The sequence below is a fragment of the Streptomyces sp. NPDC046977 genome (assembly GCF_040644455.1).
Classification (GTDB): Bacteria; Actinomycetota; Actinomycetes; order Streptomycetales; family Streptomycetaceae; genus Actinacidiphila.
In genome coordinates this window covers 19,778-40,191 of sequence record NZ_JBEYWO010000047.1, presented here as the reverse complement: position 1 = coordinate 40,191, position 20,414 = coordinate 19,778, and the positions used below count along the sequence as shown (strand labels likewise).

Annotated in this window: 8 protein-coding genes; 6 read left to right on the top strand and 2 right to left on the bottom strand. The window is 69.1% G+C overall.

Annotated features, from left to right (window positions below):
* Positions 1-48 precede the first annotated feature (48 nt).
* Positions 49-324: a chaplin family protein gene (locus ABZ883_RS39640; RefSeq protein ID WP_360915934.1), complete on the top strand. Its 276-nt coding sequence runs from the start codon at positions 49-51 to the stop codon at positions 322-324.
* Between the two features lie 2,311 nt (positions 325-2,635).
* On the opposite strand, the gene ABZ883_RS39635 is transcribed toward ABZ883_RS39640, so the two are convergent.
* On the bottom strand, positions 2,636-4,111 hold the full coding sequence (locus ABZ883_RS39635) for an MFS transporter (RefSeq protein WP_360915931.1): 1,476 nt from the start codon (positions 4,109-4,111) through the stop codon (positions 2,636-2,638).
* 361 nt (positions 4,112-4,472) lie between these two features.
* On the opposite strand from ABZ883_RS39635, the gene ABZ883_RS39630 reads away from it, so the two are divergent.
* The 5 genes from ABZ883_RS39630 to ABZ883_RS39610 all read left to right on the top strand — a co-directional run bounded on the left by ABZ883_RS39630 (position 4,473) and on the right by ABZ883_RS39610 (position 17,300).
* Positions 4,473-6,290 carry a fatty acyl-AMP ligase gene (locus tag ABZ883_RS39630; protein WP_360915928.1) on the top strand — a complete coding sequence of 606 codons (1,818 nt, stop codon included), beginning with the start codon at positions 4,473-4,475 and terminating at the stop codon, positions 6,288-6,290.
* Entirely contained in the window at positions 6,287-13,111 is a 6,825-nt protein-coding gene (locus ABZ883_RS39625; RefSeq protein ID WP_360915925.1) for an SDR family NAD(P)-dependent oxidoreductase, read from the top strand. Before ABZ883_RS39630 ends, ABZ883_RS39625 begins: the two co-directional genes overlap by 4 nt.
* Before the next feature lie 186 nt (positions 13,112-13,297).
* A complete protein-coding gene (locus ABZ883_RS39620; RefSeq protein WP_360915922.1) occupies positions 13,298-14,266 on the top strand; it encodes an alpha/beta hydrolase family protein in 969 nt (322 codons plus the stop codon).
* A gap of 292 nt (positions 14,267-14,558) precedes the next feature.
* Positions 14,559-16,076: an alpha/beta hydrolase gene (locus tag ABZ883_RS39615; RefSeq protein WP_360915919.1), complete on the top strand. Its 1,518-nt coding sequence runs from the start codon at positions 14,559-14,561 to the stop codon at positions 16,074-16,076.
* 951 nt (positions 16,077-17,027) lie between these two features.
* Positions 17,028-17,300 carry a chaplin gene (locus tag ABZ883_RS39610; protein WP_360915917.1) on the top strand — a complete coding sequence of 91 codons (273 nt, stop codon included), beginning with the start codon at positions 17,028-17,030 and terminating at the stop codon, positions 17,298-17,300.
* A gap of 959 nt (positions 17,301-18,259) precedes the next feature.
* Here the strand turns inward: ABZ883_RS39610 and ABZ883_RS39605 are convergent.
* Positions 18,260-18,904, bottom strand: a complete 645-nt coding sequence (locus tag ABZ883_RS39605; RefSeq protein ID WP_360915914.1) for a hypothetical protein — start codon at positions 18,902-18,904, stop codon at positions 18,260-18,262.
* Positions 18,905-20,414: the final 1,510 nt, after the last annotated feature.

Sequence of the window (20,414 nt, the reverse complement as noted above, 5' to 3'; positions counted from 1 at the left end):
GGACCAAGGCACCGCCCGGAGGAGGGCGGCCGAGAGGGAAGGTCGTCAATGAGCACGTTGAAGAGGAGTCTGGCTATCACCGCTGCGGTGGGTGCCGTCCTGGTCGCGGCTGCGGGTGTGGCCAGTGCCGACGATGACGCCAGAGGCCTCGCTGCTGCTGTACCTGGCCTGCTGTCGAACAACCTCGGCCTGCAGCCCAATGCCCTGCCGATCAACATGTGTGCTCCGCAGCCGAGCTACATCACACTTCTGAGTCCCTCTTACGGCGGTTCATGCGTCAATGTCAGCAAGAACAACGGAAACGCGGTTGTCGGACGGCACTGACATCGCCGGGCCTGGTGTGATGGGTCCGAGTCCCATATGTACAGTTCGGTAGTTCATCGTTAACGACATCGAGAACGACGGCAACAGCAACGCGGTCCTGTGTGACCCTGGTGGCCGCAGTGTGGTCCGGCCACCAGGGCAGGCCTGGGTGCCGATATAGCAGCCAGCGGGCCGGGCGTGTCGGGGATGTTCGGGCGGCAGGGACGCGGTGAGTTATTGTCGTGCCGGGCATCGCGGTGCGGTTCGTCCTGGGGCGTTCTTGCGTGCATGCCACGGCTGTCCGGGCATGTAGGGGGACTCAGCAGAGGCGGCGTTGCAATGGTGCCGGCGCAACCGACTCGGGGGCGGCGGGGGGCTCTGGTCCGGGCGCCGTGCAGGGTGCGGTGCCGTTCTGCGAGGCCGCGTAGCGCTCCTGCGGGCCGTGGCGTTCCGGGGTGTCGTGACCGTCCCCTTCGCCGAGCCAGGGAGAGTGGAGCCAGTAGGCCCCCAGGAGGGCTGCGTACTGCACACCCTCGTCGTCAAGACCGTTATCCATGCACAGATCAACGCCCGATGCGGGATGAGGATACTTTTGTGTGGTCTGTGGACTCGTGCATCTCTTGCTGGCGGGCGCGGACTTCGCGGACTTGCGCGCTCAGGATTCAGGTTTCCTGTCCGGGTGAGGCGGCCTGTGGGCCGCAAGCTGCCACAACGGCAGCGTCCGACGGCACGTCAACCCGGCTTTGCGCCGCCAAAGCTGCAGCGTGTGGGCTATCAAGAGACAGCGGATGCCTGGTGGAGCCCACCGGCAGGTGCTGGGTGCCGAGCGCCGCCCAGCACGGTTTCCTCTTCCACGCAGGCCTGTTCCACCAGCTCCGTGGACGGATACGGCAAGAGTCGCGGCAGCGTTCACTCACACGGTCACAGGGCCCCGTTGCCTCGACCAGCGCGTCACCGGCACAGCCACAGTGCAAACCGTGCACGCCGGCCCGGTATACGCTGCGTCGTTGTTTCACGAAAATCTTGGCTGAGCCCATCGCGGACCCTGCTTTGTCCTCAAAGACTGCCCAGGACCAGAGCGCAGCCGCGGTGTTTCCAGCGTCGACCGCACCTCTTTCTTCCACAGCTCCACGGCGCCTTCGTCACGTTCCAGCGCGCCCAGGGCCAATTCGGAACCTGCGGTCGATCATCGTCTGGACCTGGACCTGGACCAGGGCCACCGCTGGGCTGCCCAGCCGCGCGCGGCCGGCCCGTGCCCTGCCCTGCTCTGCCTCCAGGACCCGGAACTGGTCAGCAGACAGCTGCGGTGCCTTCGACGGTCCAGCCGACCACAGGTCTTCGGTGCCGCCCTCACGCCAGGCCCGGCGCCACCGCTCCGCCGATCGCTCGTTGATCCGTAACTCTTTCGCGTCACCGCGATCTTCACACCGTGAACGAAGCGCGCTGCGGCCTCCAGCCGGATCTGTTCACCGGATCTTGCAATTCCTCCCCGGCCTGAAGGTCGGGGAGGAATCGGACCTCTGTGGAGCAGGGCAGGGAACGGGGTTTCGCCGTCAGGCGAAAGACCGCCCACACGGCCGGGGTAGGCTGATCGCCGTGCGTTGCGAGAACCAACCAGCGCGTACACCGTGCTGATTGAGAGCCAAGTCAGCACATGCACCTCCTGGATGTGTGTCATCAAACCGGGCTGGTCTCAACCCGGCTGGTGCCGATCGTGCAAGAGCTGACGGACCGCAGCTCTCCAGCCCACGTGAGCCAGGAATCCCCCTGCTTCAGATGGGGGAGGATTCAAGAAACGCTCGCCGCCCAACGGTCAGGCGCCCACCCTGCGCATGGCATGGGGGGCCTTTTCTCTCGCGGGATCGTCCGCTGCAGGTGGGAGGCCGGTTGCCCGGAACGATCACGCCACACCGGGCGCGAGGCCGAATGAAGTCACGATCAGGTGGTCATATCGATCGACCGTGCGTGCGGCGACGGTTCTGTAGCCGCCGGTTGATGGCCGCTGGCAGGCGTGGGTCGCAGCTTCTATACGGGGTCATTGCGCCATATGGAGGGTCTTTTGCGGATTGCATGGCGGCCCGGTCGGGACTGCGATCGGGTCCGGCTGTCGGATCCGGGTCAGGTGGCGTGGAATAGCGGCGGACAGAGGTCTGGGGGAGCGGGTCCACCGTGAGGGACTGTCGGACCGCGGCTCCGGCTGGCAAGAGAGAGTCGAAAGCAGCGGTCGCTGCCGCCCGTGCCGCCTTCGACGCATCGGTCGGGTTCGGCACGTGCCGGTGCCTCCGTCCAGGAGAGGTTCGTGGGCCGACGAGGACCAGGGGCTGGAGCTGTGTCAGGCGTCGGTGTCGTGCGGTTCGGCCGGCGCGCTTCCGACCCGGGGTTTCCTGAGGGGGCGTGGTCTTGCTGTGGGAGAGATGGCGCTGGTCAGGGCCCACCAGGCGGTCGGGGCGCTGGTTGCGACCAGGACTGCTGCCGCGATCAGTGCGGTGCGGTAGCCCTGTGCCGAGGTGTGGGGGTCGGTGTCGGCGGCCAGTTGTCCTCCAGAGGCCGCTACTGCTCCGATGACGGCGATGCCCAGGACTCCCGAGGCCTCGCGTGCCGCACTGAAGACTCCGGCGGCGCTTGCGGAGTGCGCCTTGGGGGCGCATTGCAGGGCGCACGTGGTCAGGGGGATGGCCAGGGCGGACCCGGCGCCGATGACGGCGAATCCCGGGAGCAGCAGTTCGAGGCGGGCAGTGGGGGCGATGCATGCGAGATAGGCCATGCCGGCGGCGAGGGAGAGCAGCCCGGTAACGACCACGGCTCGGGCTCCGTAGCGACTGACTGCGGTCGGCAGAAGCGGGGTGGCCAGGAGCAGGGATCCGGCGATGGGCGTGAAGGCGAGGCCGGTGGCTGTGGGGTTGAGGCCTGCCGCGTTGTGGAGATAGGGGGCGGTGAAGAAGAAGACACCGTTGACTCCCAGCCCCCACAGCAGCTGGGCCAGGATGCCGCCGGTGAAGGTGCGGTGGCGCAACAGGGCGACAGCTGGCAGGGGAGTGGTAGTCAGGACCTGGTGGGCTGTCACGTAGAGCAGGGCAGCGGTGGCCGTGGCCGCGGCGGCCAGAACGGCCGGGGACAATCCTTGGCGGTGGCCCTCGATGAGGCTGAAGGCATAGCCGGCCAGGGCGAGGCAGATCAGTGCCATGTCCCAGGGTGCGTCGCCTACGGGCCGGGCCGTGCCGTCTGCAGCGGGGTGCGACGTGACCTGGGGCTCTTTGGGCATGGTGGCGGCCATCGCCCACCAGGCGGCACCCGCCAGGGGGATGTTGATGGCGAACAGCGACGGCCACCCCAGGTGTTGGGTGAGGACTCCGGAAATCACTGGTCCGGTGGCCAGGGCGGCGGCGACCGCCGCGGTCAGCAGGCTCACGCCGACGGTGCGCAGGGGGGCTGGCAGGTCGTGGGTGACAACTGCCAGCGCCGCGGGGAAGATCAGGGCGGCGGCCGCTCCTTGTACGAGGCGGCCGGTCATCAGCACCGGTCCGCCGGTGGCCAGGGCGCACAGTACCGATGCTGCGGTGAACAGCGCGGTCCCGGCCAGCAGCGTGGAGCGGTGACCGTATCGATCGGCTGTCTGGCCGCCCATCAGCAACAGGGCTGCATAGGCCAGCGGGTAGGCGACGGCCACCCACTCCAGGTCGGACGGGGACAGATGCAGCTCGCGCTGGAGCTGCGGAAGGGCCACCGTGACCACCGTGCTGTCCAGCGAAGTCAAAAAAGCCGCGAGGCCGACGGCGGCCAGCGCACCCAAGCCCGGTGACCGTCGCATGGAAGGTTCCTGTCTGGCGTGGAGGAGCTCGCCCCTGCAGCTCGCCGGGAGCCGTCGCGGGCGACGGGTGTTGATCATAGGGTCCGCCCTGGCGTGGACCGGCCTGCCGCGCCGGTGGCGACAGGGCCGCAGACTGACCGTCGTACCGCACCGGGCTCGGATCGAAAAATAAGACACGCGCTGGCGCGAAGTTTGACCACAAAAGTCGGTTCATCTAAGTTTTTGATCTTAGTTCCGGTTTGTTCCTCCGGTCGCGTGCGAGCACGTGTCGACCTTTCCGGTAACTGGCTTGTCTGCATCGCTCTTTTCCGTGGTGGGCCGGGCGGAACGGGTGTCGTCGTGACCGGTCTCGGGGAGAGCCGTGCCCAAGCACACCGACATCGAGGACTCCACCTCTTGGACGTCGTGGCCCCGGGGGGAGACCCTCGGAGAGTGCCTTGCCTTCTGCGCCCGCCGCGCGCCGAAGCAGACCGCGTTCACCGTCGTGGGTTTCGGGGCGGACGGAGCCGAACAACCGCTGTCCCTGACTTGGGGTGAGCTGGCAGAGCAAGCGGGTACGGTGGCAGTGGCGCTGCACCGCAGGTGCGCCCCTGGCGCACGGGTGGCGGTGCTGGCCTCGCAGAGCCTGGAGTACGTGGTGGGCTTTCTCGGGGCTGCGTGCGCCGGCACGGTAGCGGTGCCGTTGTTCCCGCCGGCCCTGCCGGGGCATGGGCAGAAACTTGCTGCTGCCTTGCATGCCTGCCGGCCCGAGGTGGTCCTGACACGGCGGCAGGAGGTCGGTCAGCTGGCGGACTTCCTGAGCTCCGCGGGCCTTGACTGCGCCGTGCACGCGGTGGAGGACCTGGTCGGGGAGGAGGCCCCCGCGCAGGGCCTCGAGGGTGTGACCAGGCCGGGGCCGCAGGACTGTGCGTACCTCCAGTACACCTCGGGATCCACACGGCTGCCGTCGGGGGTGGAGATCACGCACGCCAATGTGGTGGCCAACGCCCGGCAGGCACTGGAGGCCTACGAGGTCGTCGGCGGGCGCAGTCACCTGGTGAGCTGGCTGCCGCTCTACCACGACATGGGGCTGCTGCTGATGGTCGCCATGGCTGTGGTCGGCGGGACCTCGTCGGTGCTGATGGACCCCTTGGCTTTCGTGCAGCAGCCGATGCGCTGGCTGCGCCTACTGTCGCGCTACCCCGGCGCGGTGACAGCGGCTCCCAACTTCGCGTTCGACTACTGCGTGGACCGGGTGCGGGAGCAGGACCGCAATGAGCTGTCGCTGGACGGCGTCGCGGTGATGATCAACGGGAGCGAACCGGTCCGGGCGCAGACCCTGGCACGGTTTCACGAGGCTTTCGGGCCAGTGGGGTTGCCCAGGACTGCCATGCGGCCGTCCTACGGGCTGGCGGAGGCCACGGTCTTCGTCGCCGCCTCACCGGCCGGTGAGGAGCCGGCCGTCACAGCCTTCGACCGCACAGCGCTGGCCGCCGGACGAGGGCAGGCCGGGGAACCGGGCGGGCAGGCGCCGGTCACCGAACTGGTCGGGTGCGGCAGGCCGGTGGGCCAGGAGATCGCCATCGTCGATCCGGCTTTGTGCTCCAGGACACCGGACGGCGTCGTGGGCGAGATCTGGGTCCACGGCCCGAACGTGGGCCTGGGCTACTTCGGGCGCCGAGAGGACAGCCGGGCTATCTTTGCCGCGGAACTCGCGCAGGACGGGCCGGTGGCCGACGGCAACGCCTGGTTGCGGACCGGCGACCTCGGCCTGGTGCACGACAAGCAGCTGTACGTGGCGGGCCGCATCAAGGACCTGGTGATCGTCGACGGGACCAACCACTACCCGCAGGACATCGAAGTGACCGTGCAGGAGGCGCACCCAGCGATCCGTACCGATCACGTGGCGGCCTTCGCGGCCTCGGGGGAGCGCGGGGAGCACTTGGTGGTGGTCGCCGAACACGCCCGCGAGGTAACCGAACCGGACATCGTACGTGAAGCGGTCACCCGGGCGGTCCGGGCGGCTGTCGCCGGTGCCCACGCGGTGTCCGTGCACGACTTCGTCCTGGTCCCCCCGAACAGCGTCCCCAGGACCACGAGTGGGAAAGTGGCCCGCAGCGCCTGCCGTGAGCACTACCTGACGGGCGGGTTCGGCCCTGCCCAGGCCCAGCCCCGCCCCAGGTCCGGGGAGGGAGCATGAGCCAGACCCGCCAGCCCGGGCCCCACGACGACGTCCCGGCGTCCCCACCGGCCCCCGATGAACACACGGTGACGGCCCCGCACCTGCGGGCCCTGCTGCGCGAATGGGTCAGCCAGTGCTGCGCCGTAGAGGTTCAGGACATCCACGACGACCGTCCGATGGCCGAGTACGGGCTGACCTCACGTGATGCGGTGGGCCTGTCGGGCCGGCTGGAAGAGCTCCTGGACCGGCGGCTGTCGTCGACCCTGCTGTGGGAGAACCCCACTATCGAGCAACTGGTCGCCGCACTGGCCGACGGGACCGGCAGCGCATCACCGAAGAAACCGGACGCCAGCCCCGCTCCGGCTGGCGGGCCCGGCGCCGACCTGCCGGTCGCGCACGCCCCGGCCGGACCTTTGGGGCCGCGTCCGGGCGCGGATCCCGACACGTCGCTGATTGCAGTGGTGGGCATCGGATGCCGTCTGCCGGGTGGTATGGAAGGGCCGGACCGCCTGTGGGAGGGCCTGCTCGCCGGGCGGGACGCGATCTCCTCGGTCCCCGACCGGCGGTGGCGCGACTTCGATGACGGCTCGGCCGGAACGGCCGAGGTTCTGGCCCGCACCACCCGCTGGGGCGGCTTCTTGGAGGACATCGCCGCCTTCGATGCCGACTTCTTCGGCATCACCCCCCGGGAGGCCGAAATCATGGACCCGCAGCAGCGTCTGCTGCTGGAGGTCGCCTGGGAGGCCCTGGACCATGCCGGGATGGCGGCCGGACAGCTCGGCGGGAGCCGAACGGGCGTGTTCGTGGGCCTGAGCTCCCTGGAGTACGGGCACCTGACCACGGCGGACCCGGCAGCGGTGACGGCGTGGACCAGTACGGGGGCCGCTGGCAGCATCGCGGCGAACCGGCTGTCCTACCTGCTGGACGTGCACGGACCCAGCATGACCATCGACACGGCGTGCTCGTCGTCCCTGGTTGCCGTCCACCAGGCCTGCCGCGGCCTGCGCAGCGGGGAGTGCGATGCCGCTCTGGTGGGCGGGGTCAACGTCCTGCTGTCACCGACGATCACGGCTGCCTTCGACCAGGCCGGCGCCCTAGCCGCCGACGGGCGCTGCAAGACCTTCGACGCCGCCGCCGACGGCATCGCCCGCGGCGAGGGCTGCGCGGTAGTGGTCCTCAAACGGCTGGCCGACGCCCGGCGGGACAACGACACCGTCTGGGCCGTGGTACGCGGCAGCGCGGTCAACTCCGACGGGCGATCGGCCGGGCTCATGGCACCAAACCCGGCCGCACAGGAACAGGTGCTGCGGGCGGCACTGCACGACGCCGCGGCAACAGCCGGGGACATCGACTACGTGGAGGCGCACGGCACTGGCACCTTGCTCGGCGACCCCATCGAAGCCGGTGCGCTCTCTGCGGTCCTCGGGCAAGGCCGCCCGGCCGACCGCCCGCTGTTGATCGGGTCGGTCAAGACCAACATCGGGCATCTGGAAGGCGCGGCAGGCCTGGTGGGGCTGGTCAAGACGGCACTGTCGCTGCACCACGGGGTCCTGCCGCCCAGCCTCCACTTCCACACCCCCAACCCGCACATCGATTTCGCAGCCTGTGGCCTGCGGGTGGTGACCGACCCCACCCCCTACCCGGTGGCAGGCTCCCGTCCCGCAATGGCCGGAGTGTCGGCGTTCGGGTTCGGCGGCACCAACGCCCACGTCATTCTCGCCGCGCCCGACACGACCGGGGAGACGACGGCCCCACCCCGTGACGACGCCCGCGCGGCCAAGTCCGCTGAACAGGACCACCAAGAAGGTACGCCGCACGTCCTGGTGGTATCGGCGCGCAGCGCCGCACGGGTCCCGGAGGCGGCCGGGGCACTGGCAGACTGGCTGCACACCCCGGCCGGCCGCCAGACGGACCTGCGCGACCTCGCCCACACCCTTGCCACCCAACGACGCGGACCTGCCGTCGGGGCCGTGGTGGGCCGGGAGCGGGCAGAGCTGATCCGACTGCTGCGCGACCTGGCCCGCGATCAGCACGGGCCGGCGACTGTCGCCCCGCACCGGCAGTCGGAGCCGACCGCACCGCTGCACGGGGAGCAGCCGCCCGGCCCTGTCTTCGTGTTCTCCGGCTACGGCTCGCAGTGGCAGGGCATGGGACGCCAACTACTCCAGCAGGACCGGGCTTTCGCTGCCGAGGTCGCGGCCATGGGCCCGGCGTTCACCGCGGTCACCGGCACCACCTTGACCACCCTGGTCGAGCAGGGAGCGGAAGCCGCCCGCGTGGACCAGACCCAGCCGCTGCTGTTCGGGCTGCAAGTGGCCCTGGCCCGCACCTGGCAGGCGTACGGAATCGAGCCGGCCGCGGTCATCGGACACTCCATGGGCGAGGTAGGCGCGGCGGTCGTGGCCGGGGCGCTGGACCTGGAAGACGGCCTGCGCCTGATGGTGCACCGCTCGTCCGCCCTGGCGGCAGTGGACGGCGCCGGAGGCGGCGCGATGGCCGCTATCGAACTGCCCGAGGACGTTCGGCTACAAGTCCTCCAACGCTACCCGGGGGTGCAGGTCGCCGTGCACTCCTCGCCCCGGCGGTGCACCGTCACCGGCCCGGCCGACGAGGTCGCCGCCCTGGTTGGCGAGACCGAACAGGCAGGATACACGGCCAGAACGCTGGCCGTCAGCGGCGCCGGCCACTCCGCGGCCGTCGACCCGGCCCTGCCCGTCTTGCGGGAACAACTGGCCGCGCTACAGCCCCGTCCTGCCGTGGTGACCTGGTACAGCACCGTGGACGACGACCCGGCCGCACCCGTGTGGGCCGATGCAGCCTACTGGTGCCGCAACATCCGCCGACCGGTGCGCCTGCAGCAGGCAGTCACCGCCGCCGCGCAGGCCGGCCACACCCTGTTCGTGGAGATCTCCCCGCATCCGGTGGCCGCTCTCCCCATCAGCGAGACCCTGCAAGCAGTCCTGCCCCACCCCGGACTCGTTCTGCCCACCCTGCGCCGCGACGGCGACGAGGCGGTGGATCTGCGGACCTCCCTCGCCGCCGCACACCTGGCCCAAGGACACACCGGCAACCAGCTGCTCTGGCCGGCCGCGCAACGGGTCGCCATTCCCTCTTGGCCCTGGCGCCACAGCCGGTACTGGGTTCCCGGCCGCCCGGCGGCCTCACGCCGCACTGGCGGCCACCCCGTCCTGGGCCGGCGCATCAACATCCCCGGGACCGACCGCATCGTGTGGCACGCGGACGCGGGAACCGGCGGCTGGAACCGCATCAAACGCTCCCTGCACGGCACACCGGTGCTGACCCTGGCGGCCAGCGCCCACATGATGCTGGCCGCCGCCGAGGAAGGCCTGGCCGCATCCACAGGCGACCTTGTGGTGCGCGACCTGGCGCTGGACCAACTCCTGCCCCTGACCGACAGCACCCCAGTCACTGTCGTCCTGGAACCCACCGACACCCGGACCGCCGACATCACCCTCCACACCCAGTCGCCGGCCGGCACCTGGCTGTGTCACGCCCGCGCCACGGTCTGCAGCGAAGCGCTGCCGCCGCCATCCGTGCCCCTGGGACCGGACGACCTGCCCGTCACCCAGATCCCCGCCGACGCCGCCCCGCAATCCCAACACTCCGACAGCCAGACACCCGCAGCCCGACTCGCGCTCCTGGACGCCGCTTTGACCGCGCCCGCCTTCGTGGCCTGCGCTCCATCCACGGCCACAGCGACCGCCCAGCCCGCCTCGAAACGCGCACTGTTCCCCACCGCGGCTGCCCGGGTGCATCTGACGGCCGACGCCCCCGGCGCCGACACCTGCCAGGTGTACTGCATGCCTGCTGTGACCGAGCCATCATGCTGCCCCCACCGCCACCACGCTGATGGCTTCGACATGACGGCCGTCACTGGGGAACAACGCGTCCTGCACGCGCACGCCGTGACCCTGCAGGCACCCGACCGCAGCCAGGTCCCCCGTTCCCTGCACGAAACCGCCTACGAGATCGTGTGGACCAAGGCCGCCCTGCCCGTGACCGAGGAGGCATTTCCGGCCCAGTGGCTGCTGCTCACTTCCGCCGGTACCGGCTCATTCCATGACTCGCGTTTCGCTGCCCCGCTGGCCGCCGCACTGGAAGCACACGGCGGGACGGTGACCACCGCCGCCTACCAGCCGGCCACCGTCGCCGACCTGCTGCACAACTGGGACCCGGGCGCCGCCGGCGTACCGCGCCACGTCGTGCTGCTGTTCACCGACGAGCCTGCACCGCAGGAAACAGGGATGGGGCAAGCCGTCCGCGCCGCGGCAGACCTGGCCCGCCACCTGGCAGCAAGCGACGCCGTCGACACGTCTACCCTTCCCCGGCTGTGGCTCGTAACGGAACGGGCCCAGCAGGTCACCGCGGAGGAGTACCCGGACCCTGATCGGGCCGCGCTGACCGGCCTGGTTCGGGTCCTGGCCCTGGAACACCCCGCGATGCACGCCACCGTCGTCGATGTCGACCGTGACCCGAACCTGGCCGACGATCTGTCACGCGAACTGCTGGCAGCCTCCGAGGCCGATCAGGTGGCCTGGAGGGGTGGAACACGCTTCCTGGCCCGTCTGGCATCGGCAGACCCGGATGCCTCACCGGCGCTGTCGCCCTCACGGTTCGCCCGGCCCGACGGCGCCTACATCATCACCGGCGGCCTCAGCGGTCTGGGACTGGCCACCGCGCGCAGACTTGCCGAGCAGGGAGCCGGGCGGATCGTCCTGAACGGGCGACGCCCCGCGTCACAGGCGACCCTGGACGCCGTCGCCGACATGCGCGCCGGTGGCACCCAGGTGGAGATCGCCCTGGGCGACATCGCCGAACCCGCCACGGCCGGCCACCTGGTCCGGGTTGCCGAGGCCGAAGGCCACACCCTGGCGGGCGTGGCACACGCCGCGGGAGTGCTCCGCGACCGGCCGGTCACGGAGTTGACGGCCGCCGACCTCGACCTGGTCCTGTCGGTCAAGGCCGAGGGCTCCAGGCATTTGCACCACGCCACCCGGGAGCACTCCCTGGACTGGTGGGTGCTGTTCAGCTCCGCTGCCGCCCTCACCGGCTCCCCCGGGCAGGCCGCCTACGCCGCCGCCAACGCCTTCATGGACGCGCTGGCCCGCTGGCGGCACGCCGACGGTCTGCCAGCCATCTCCATTGCCTGGGGGCCGTGGGCCGATATCGGCGCAGCCCCGGCCACCGCCCGGCTTGCCCTGGATCCCCTGGAACAGACACAGGGGATGGATGCGCTGCAGCTGTTGCTGGCCCAGGCCCGCCCCCACCTCGGCGTCCTCTGCCTGGACCCTCAGCGACTTGCAGCGGCCTTCCCCGGACTGAAAACCCTGCCCTACTTCACCGACCTTCTACGCACTGACACTTCGGCAGACCACCACTGGCCCGGGCCCGACGCGCTGCGGACCATGGGCGAGGCCGCATACGACACGATCCGGCAGCGCCTGATCCGACGGGCAGCGGCCGTCATGGGCTACGACGGGGACCACCTGGACCCAGCCGTGCCCCTGACCGAACTCGGCCTGGACTCCCTGATGACCGTCCGGATCCAAAACGCCGTCCGGCAGGATTTCGGGATCGTTTTGCCGGCCAGCCTCGCCCTGCGTGGCGCAACCCTGCGTGATCTGGTCGAGGCCGTCATCGCCGCCCTAGACCTGCCTGCCCCCGCTACGACCGATTCCACCATGGTTGCCCCATCATCCGGCACCGAGCAGCCACCGGACCAGGACCAGGACCGGAAACCGCCCACCGCCCTTGCTCCCCGGGATGCCGCCGAACGCCTGGTTGCCAGCGTCTACCAGCAGGTCACCGGAGAGCAGGCCCCCGGCGTGCTGCAGGACCTCCCCGCTGCCCACGATCCCCGCACCGCCACCGCCCTGGCTGAGGCGATCACCGCCCGACTGCCGGCTGGCACCGCGGCCCCGGCCGCCCCCGACCTCCTGCGCCGTCCCACGGTGGCAGGCATCGCCGACCTCCTGCGCCCTGCCGTCAACGCCGGCACCGACGCCGAGGTGAACGTCCTGAACCCGCCCGTCCAAGACCACCGCGCCCCGCTGTTTCTGTTCCATCCCGCCGGTGGCCCCACCTCCGTCTACCGCCCCCTGGTCCAACTGCTCGCCGGCGACCGGCCGGTCTACGGACTGGAACGCCTCGACAGCGCAACGACCATGGAAGACAAGGCACGGCACTACCAGCGCGTGATGCGCGATCTGTGGCCGAGCGGCCCGTACCACATGCTCGGTTGGTCCTTTGGCGGCTGCCTGGCCTACGAAGTGGCCCGCCAGCTCGACCAGGACGGACAGGAGCCCGGCTTCCTCGGCCTGATCGACACCATCCTGCCCGCCGCCCTGCCGGGTCTGGACTCCCAGCAGCTGCTCATTGACCGCTTCGAACGGTTCGTGCAGTACATCGAAGCCACCTACGGACGCCGGGTCCGCCTCCCTTACCAGGAGCTGGCGAGTGTCTCCGACGATGAGCAGATCGACGTCGTGCTGCGCGAAGTCGCAGCTGCAGGCTGCGAGATGAGCCCGGCCATCGTCGAACACCAACGCACCTCGTACCTCGATGCGCGGGTTGGTGAACGCTACCGCCCCCGCCCGTACGCCGGTCCGACCGTGTTGTACCGGGCGCAGGACCCGCAGCCGCTGACCACGGCCTTGGACCCGCGCTACCTGCGCCAGGAGGCGGACCTGGGCTGGGCGTCGCTGTGTCCCGCACTGCAGATCGTGCTGGTCACCGGCGACCATTTGTCGATGATCGACCCCCCGCACGTGGCAATTGTCGCCCGCCATCTGAACGCCACCCTGAACGACAAGCCCTGACGCCGCGCCGGCCGGAGCGACCCCGGCCTTGTCCTTGGGATGCTCTCCTCCATGATTCCACCGAATTCAGGCAGGTTGGGTACAACAGGCCACCGGTGTCACATCCAGAGCCCGCCGACCGGGACAGCCGGTACCGGCCGGTGCCGTGCCAGGCTGCGCGTCCGCGGGGCCGGACTCCTGAGCGCGGTGGCCCTGGCCGGGGTCACCGCGCTCACGTCGCCGACTGCCGCACCCGTTGCGGCAGCCCCCCGGCATGCTGCGCCCGCCGCAGCAGCGGCCGACGACGGGGCGCGCATCACTCAGACCAAAAAGCTCGGTCCTCAGATGTGGGACCTGAAAGTGAATTCCCCGGCCATGGGCAAGACCCTGCCGGTGCGGGTGATCCTCCCCAAGAGCTGGGCAGACCAGCCCACACGACGATTTCCCGTGCTCTACCTGCTGCAGGGAGTCAGCGACAACTACACCGCTTGGACCCGAGAGACCGACGTCGAACAACTGGCGGCCCGCGCGAATTTCCTGGTCGTCATGCCCGACGGCGGACGCGCCGGCTTCTACAGCGACTGGTGGGATCACGACCGTCCCGACCGGCCCCGCTGGGAGACCTTCCACATCCACGAACTCATCCAGATCATCGAGCGCCGCTACCGCGCCAGCGGATCCCGCGCCGTCATCGGCCTGTCCGAAGGTGGGCTGGGCGCACTGAACTATGCCTCCCGCTACCCAGGCCTCTTCCGCTACGCGGGCTCCTTTAGCGGCATCACGGACACCTCCGACACCGCCTCGCGTGCCGCGATTCTCGCCTCGTGCCTGCGCGAGGGACTGGACCCGGTCCGGTTGTGGGGTGACCCCAAGGAGCACCCCGAACTGTGGGAAGAGCACAACCCTTTGCAAATGATCGAAAACCTACGCGGCACCACAGTGCACCTGTCCGCAGGCAACGGGAAACGCGGCCCCCTAGACAAGACCAACGACCCCTTCGCACAGATGCTGGAGACGCCGCTGCCCGTGCAAACCTTCGTCTACAGCCAAGCGTTGCGTCGGGCCGGCGTCGACGTGACCACCCACATCTACCCCCGCGGCACCCACTCGTGGCCCTACTGGAAACGTGAACTGCACATTGTGTGGCCAAAGGTGAGCGCCGTCCTGGCACGGTGACAGCGGCCCTGCCCCGCCCGTGCTATGACGGCAAGCCTCAGCGCTATGGCAATACATCCACGGGCCGGCCGCGCTTTCGACTGCAGGTACGGCCCCCGCGGCCCGGATGCGATGTCACGCGTTCGGCCCATCCGGGCCGTCCATACGGCTACAGGGTGTGATGGGGTGGTCGGGCAGCACAGTGGCTGAGTGCCGGTCCTGACCGCAGCCTGGCGGGTGCAGATGCCCCCGGACCGGTCCCGGGAGCGCTACTTGGTCCGGCCCTGCTACTGATCGCGCTTACAAGGAAGGCATGACGATGACCGCCGCCCGCACCACCGGTCGTCCATCCCGGCGGACTTTCCGCGGCACGGTAGGGCTGCTGGGCGCCTGCGCACTGCTGCTGGGTGCCTGTACGGCCCCCCGCACGCACTACCCCTCTGCTGCCGCGCCCGACACCCGGACGCTGCCCCCCGTCTCGCCGGAACTACGGGGCTATTACGGCCAGCAACTGCGCTGGGAGCCCTGCCAGCAGGCGCCGTCGTTCCAGTGCACGACCATGAAGGTGCCGCTGGACTACTCCCACCCGCGCACCGGTGACATCCTGCTGGGCGTTACCCGCAAGAAGGCCACCGGAGCCGGCACGGCACGGATCGGTTCCCTGCAGTTCAACCCGGGCGGCCCAGGCGAACCCGCGATGAGCCGTCTGTGGGCCATCTCCGGTTCCTTCTCCTCGTCCGTCCGGGCCGCCTACGATCTGGTGGCGCTCGACCCGCGGGGGGTTGGGCACAGTACCCCCGTCCGATGTGATCCCGCCCTCCCCGCTGGCGGCGGTACCGGCATCGACGCCTGGGATGCGGCATTCAGGCAAGCCGCCGCCACCTGTGCGCGGCAGGCCGGACGGCTGCTTCCCCATGTCGGCACCGTAGAGGCAGCCCGGGACATGGATGTGCTGCGCGCCCTGCTCGGCGACGAGCGGCTGCACTTCTTCGGGTACTCGTATGGGACGTACCTGGGCAGCACTTACGCGGGTCTGTTTCCCGCTCGGGTAGGCCGGATGGTGCTGGACGGTGCTGTCGACCCCGACCTCAGCGGGTACCAGGCCCTGCTGGAGAGCAACGCTGCCCGTCAGGCCGCATGGGAGAGGTTTGCTGCCGACTGCGTAGAGCGCGGCCACTGCGCGCTGGGGAACTCTGTCCGGGAGGCTGGCCGTGCATTGGACACCCTGCGGATCGCCTTGGACCGCACCCCGCTCCGGCAGGGCAAGGACCTCACCATCACCGGTGACGAGATGATCGATGCGGTGACGTCGGCGCTGAGCGCCCCCGCGTGGAAGCAACTGCGCACCGCGCTGCGCGGTGTGCTGGACGGCGACACCACTGCCGTGCAGCAACTCGCACATACCGGCCAGGACACCAACGGTGCCCTCTTGGCCATCGGCTGCCTGAGCGCAGCGCTCAACCCACGCTTTACCGCGGCGCAGGCCACTGCCGCCCTCCCGAATTTCCTGCATGCCGCCCCCCAATTTGGCGCTTCGACAGCCGTGCTTCTCATGGCCTGCACCCACTGGCCGGTCGGGCCGACACAGCCGGTGCAGCCGGTCACTGCCCCTGGTGCCGCTCCCATCCTGGTTGTGGGCACGGCTGGCGACCCCGTCACTCCACTTTCCTGGGCCAGGACCGTCGCCCACCGGCTCTCCTCCGGGCGCCTGCTTATCTACGATGGCAACGGGCACACGGCTTATCACCACGGCAGCACCTGCATCGACACCTCTGTCGACCGGTACCTTGTTCGCGGCCAACTGCCGCCTGCAGAGGCAGTATGTAGCTGAGGCGTAATCGCGTCTGCGGGCCCAAGGAGAAGGCCCCGCTGCCCGGCGTAGGATCCGATCCGTCATGTCGGACCGACGACGTCGTCCGCCTCGGCAGCGCGCCGCGCGCGGTGACGGCAGACGCTGTAGCGGCGCTGATGACCGAGAGGGGCGCCGGAGTACCACAGAAGGCGACGGGTTCCGTGGTGTCCAGACCCGGGCCGGTGGGTGACGCGGTCCCGCCGGAGATCAGGTCGGACGCTTGGACGTCGCAGACAACAGCCGTGGCGGGCGCGGGGGTACGGAGGAGCCCAGGCAGGGCGATGGTCTTGAGCCTGTACTCGTGGGCGAGGCCGTGGTTGATCCTGCCGGCAGACACGTCAGTGGCAGCAGGGGAGGCGGGGGTCTGTACGGCCTGCTTGGCGACCGCAGGGCGGTCGCCAGAAGGGGAAGTTTTGGTCGTCTGGTGTCAGCAGGTCGCTCACGGCCCGGTGCAAGGCCGGGCCGGGGCCTCCTGCACGGAGATCCGGCCAGCCTATCGCCGCTACCAGTGCATGCCTTAGCTCGTCGAGTTTCGCCCGCCGTTCTGCGGTGGACTTCCCCGCGCGGCGGCAGCGCGTTCGACGGAACTCGGATGCCGCTGATCAGGTTGTTCGTGGTCCGTGCGCAAGATCTGCTTGCTCGAGCTGGCTCTTCGCACGCCGGACCGGGACATGGATACCGCGGCCGGCTCGGGTGGAGCCCTTGTTGGTCACAGGTTCCGGTGAGCGGTCGGATCAGCGTGCCGTAGAGGATCAGGTGGGTCGTGCCCGCTAGTCCGAGAGGCACTGCCGACGGTTGGTTGTGAGGGGTGTTCGCGGCTGGGTGGGTGGTGGTGGTGGGCTGTTTGAGTGAGGGGGCGTTGCGGTGTACGGAGTGGTGCGTTGGTTACGGCAGTAGCAGTGGACGTGTACAGCGATTGGGGTAGAAAGCATGCGTAATCTGGCTAGGACGGTCGTTCTGACGGCGACGGCTGCTGCGGCGGCCGTTGGTGGCGCGAGTGGGGCGCTCGCCGACGATGGTGGATATGGCACTGGTGGTGCTTCCGCCAGGGCAGCTGCGGTCGGCTCGCCGGGTTTTGCCAGTGGCAACATTCTTCAACTGCCGCGGAGCTTCCCGTTCAACTTCTGTGGGAACACCATCACTCCCGTCCCCGGTTTCAGTCTCCTGAACCCGGCACTGGGGAACGTCTGCATCAACGCCTGAGTCATCACAGGCGGCCTGCAGCGCCGTATGGCCTCGGGGTGTCCGGACATGAGGTGTCGTTCCTCCGCGCCTGTCGTGTCCGGCCTTCGGTGCGGGATTCGCACAGGTTGTTGGTCACTTCCTGGTAGGTCGAACGTGGGATCGGAGGGCGAGGGGAGCAGGGGCACTGTCCCGGCTCCCCTCGTGGGGGAGGGGGAATGTAACCTTTCCGAACCCGGGGCGTGGGCGCCTGCGTGAACTCCTCGACCCCGTATGCCGGGCTCGGGCGTACGACGGTGCCCGGCACACCGCCTGCAGGGGCCGTATCAGCATTCGGTGCGGACGTTGTGTTCAGCCGCGAGATCCGGCAGGAAGATCAGCTCAACCGCGGGGACCTTGGTTCCGTAGTCGGCCGGCAAGACCGACAGTGCGGGGGCAACTCCGCCCAAGGGAGCACGAGCGGGGGCGTAGGGAACCGGGCGGCGGGTGGGGCCCCGCCGCCCGTGCGGAATCCGAGCCGGGGCGCGCGGGTCGGCGGGGTGGGGGCCGGGCGCGCCTGGCCGGTCAGATCCCCGGTACGCGAAGAAGATACGGTGCTGCACCGGGCCTGGGTGGGGCCGAAAGGGTGGAACCTGCCGGTAAGGCTTGTCACGGGTGGATCGGCTGTGGGTGACTGAAGATCACCGGTGGTCCGGCCTGGTGTCTGTGCCGGCACGAGGAAGTGGCGTGGTCCGGGCCGCCGACTCTGTGCACTTGTCTCTGCTACGTTGCAGAACGGGGATCGGCTCGGTTCCTGGCCCCCAGCAGACCGGAGAAATAGCACGACGGGGGTGGGACCGTCATTGCCAGGAGGAGTGCCTTCGGTCCCGTCCCTGGTGGGGGGCGGGACCGAAGGGGGTGCGCCACTCAGGGGGCTCTGGATACGCGCAGCTGGCTGCTGGGGCGCAAGGACCTACCGGTGGTCTTGAGGGCTTGCCGACTTATCCGATGAGCTGGAGGCGGGTTTTGACGCCGTCGGCTTCGAAGTCGTAGATGTGGTGGTTGATGCGGAGGCCGTCGATGGCGCCGGTCCACAGGTTGTCGCGGCCCTTGCCTACTGCGGCGGTGAGGATGGTCGGCGGTGCGATGCCGCCGGTGAAGGAGGCCTTCATCTGGGTGAACGTGCACGGGGTGGCCTGGGTGCATGAGGTCTCGTTGCCGGTGAGGAACCAGGTGCCGCTTGTGGTGGCGTCGAGGTAGGGGCTCCAGCGGTCCACCACCGGGGACGCGGGTGGGGTCCACACCAGGGTGGAGTAGTTGTCGCCGGTGGTCATGTTCGGGTCGATCTCGAACCTGATGTTCGGCATGTTGGTCGGGCCGCCGTAGCCGACGTTCTCGCTGGTCTGGAAGACGTGGAAGCCGACCTTGTTCAGGCCCAGGACCGGGTCGCCGAAGAAGTCGACCTCGTTGCCGAAGTCGACCTTCTCGCTGGGGGGAGTCAGCGTGGTGGAGTCGTTTGCGACCTCGATACCGAGGCTGCCGGTGCCGTAGGGCGGCCGCGAGGCGGGCCCCGTCACACCGAACGAGCCGACCGGTCCGTTCCTCAGGATGGCGACGGGAGAGCCGATCGTGTTACGGGTGATCACGCCCCAGTTGTCTGCGAAGAGATCCCTCTCGTCTGCGAGAGCAGACACCGATCCTGAGGCCATCGACGCCGCTATCGCAGTCAGTGCTATGACCGCGAGCGCCTTGCCTCGGCGCACGCCAAATCGAGCGTTCACTGGTGTTCCTTTCAGGGGTGAAGGCCAGACACGTGTTTTTGGAAAATGTCAGAGGCACGAGACTCCCACAGACACGCAGGGTTACCGTATATGACACTGTGCGATGGCGCCTGTTGGGGTTGTTCCCTGGTCCGGGAGGCTGGCCCCGCACCCGCTACAACGGATCCCCGGCGACGGCATCCGACGGGCTCCGAGGAGGTCGACGTTCGGTCGTGGTGCGGGGCAGTCGGTTGCCGAGATGGCGTCCATTCTCGGGGCCCAGCCGATCAAGGTGGCGGAATCCCCACGTCGTGGCCCATCCACCTTCATCGCCCCTCGGAGGCTCTGGTGAGTCTCGCCGAGCCGGGACCGGCGGTGATCGCATCACGGCTCGCAGGGGCAGATGCCGGACGGCCACAAGACGCAGGAATAGCAAGATCGGCTATGCCCCGACGGGGGACGCAGCCGATGCCGGTGGGTAAGGCGGCCCGGCTCCCCGCGGACAGAGACGATCCGCGCTGGTCCGGTTTTGCCCGATGAGTACGGTTTCGATGCCCACCGCCTCGTCCAGCGGGAAGCCAGGCGCTGCTACGAATCCCCCGGCATCACGAGGAGAGGTGTCAGGGGACTCGCGGCGACATGCAGTTGTCGCCAGGTTCAACGACCGGACGCGGTCAATGTCACGCCCATTCAACTTTGGCTCGCTGTTCTTCGGTGAGTTCGTCGGGCGGCGGCGTGCGTTGTCGAGGAATTGGCCCAGCTTGGCCTAGCTCACGGGCGCAGGCAGCAACTGCTCCTACCTGAGGTGCTGCGCCTGGACGCGGTAGCTGCGCCGCCAGGTCACGGACGGCGGAGCGCCAGTCGATGGTCACCAGGGCGTCGCAGTGTTCCTCGGCAAGGGCGCTGGCGGGGGAGCCGGCCGGAAGTCCGGCCTCACGCCGCTGCTCGATGGTCCGCGAGCCGTTCGGCGGCAGTGGCATGGTCCGGTTCCCAGGATGCCAGGAGCTCAGCTGTCGATGCCGGCTATTGGTAGACCGTGGCGGTCCCGTGCTCGCAACCCGGTCCGAGCTGGGCCTGGTTAGGAGTCCGCTCCGGTGCCGGTGTGTGGGGGCCGTTTGTCGAGGTGCGGTGGATTCACATCGAATTGATCGACGATGCCGCATCTGATTGGCATATGAAAAGAAAATCTTGAGTACGCCGTTGAAACGCGTCACTTCACGCCGTGGCGCTCGCTCGATTGGTTGACTTTGGGGCTGAAGCCTTGTTGTTCGGTCACCCTTATGGGTTACTCCGAAGTGTCCGTATCAGCGGCATTCGGCTCGGCAAACGGACGTGGGCAAGCCCCTGATCAGGTGGCAACTTGCGCCTGACAGGCTGTTCTTCCCTCGATAGGCCC

Coding starts and splice junctions, on each gene's coding strand:
- ABZ883_RS39640 (WP_360915934.1), top strand. CDS start 49: ATGAGCACGTTGAAGAGGAGTCTGGCTATCACCGCTGCGGTGGGTGCC.
- ABZ883_RS39635 (WP_360915931.1), bottom strand. CDS start 4,111: ATGCGACGGTCACCGGGCTTGGGTGCGCTGGCCGCCGTCGGCCTCGCG.
- ABZ883_RS39625 (WP_360915925.1), top strand. CDS start 6,287: ATGAGCCAGACCCGCCAGCCCGGGCCCCACGACGACGTCCCGGCGTCC.
- ABZ883_RS39615 (WP_360915919.1), top strand. CDS start 14,559: ATGACGATGACCGCCGCCCGCACCACCGGTCGTCCATCCCGGCGGACT.
- ABZ883_RS39610 (WP_360915917.1), top strand. CDS start 17,028: ATGCGTAATCTGGCTAGGACGGTCGTTCTGACGGCGACGGCTGCTGCG.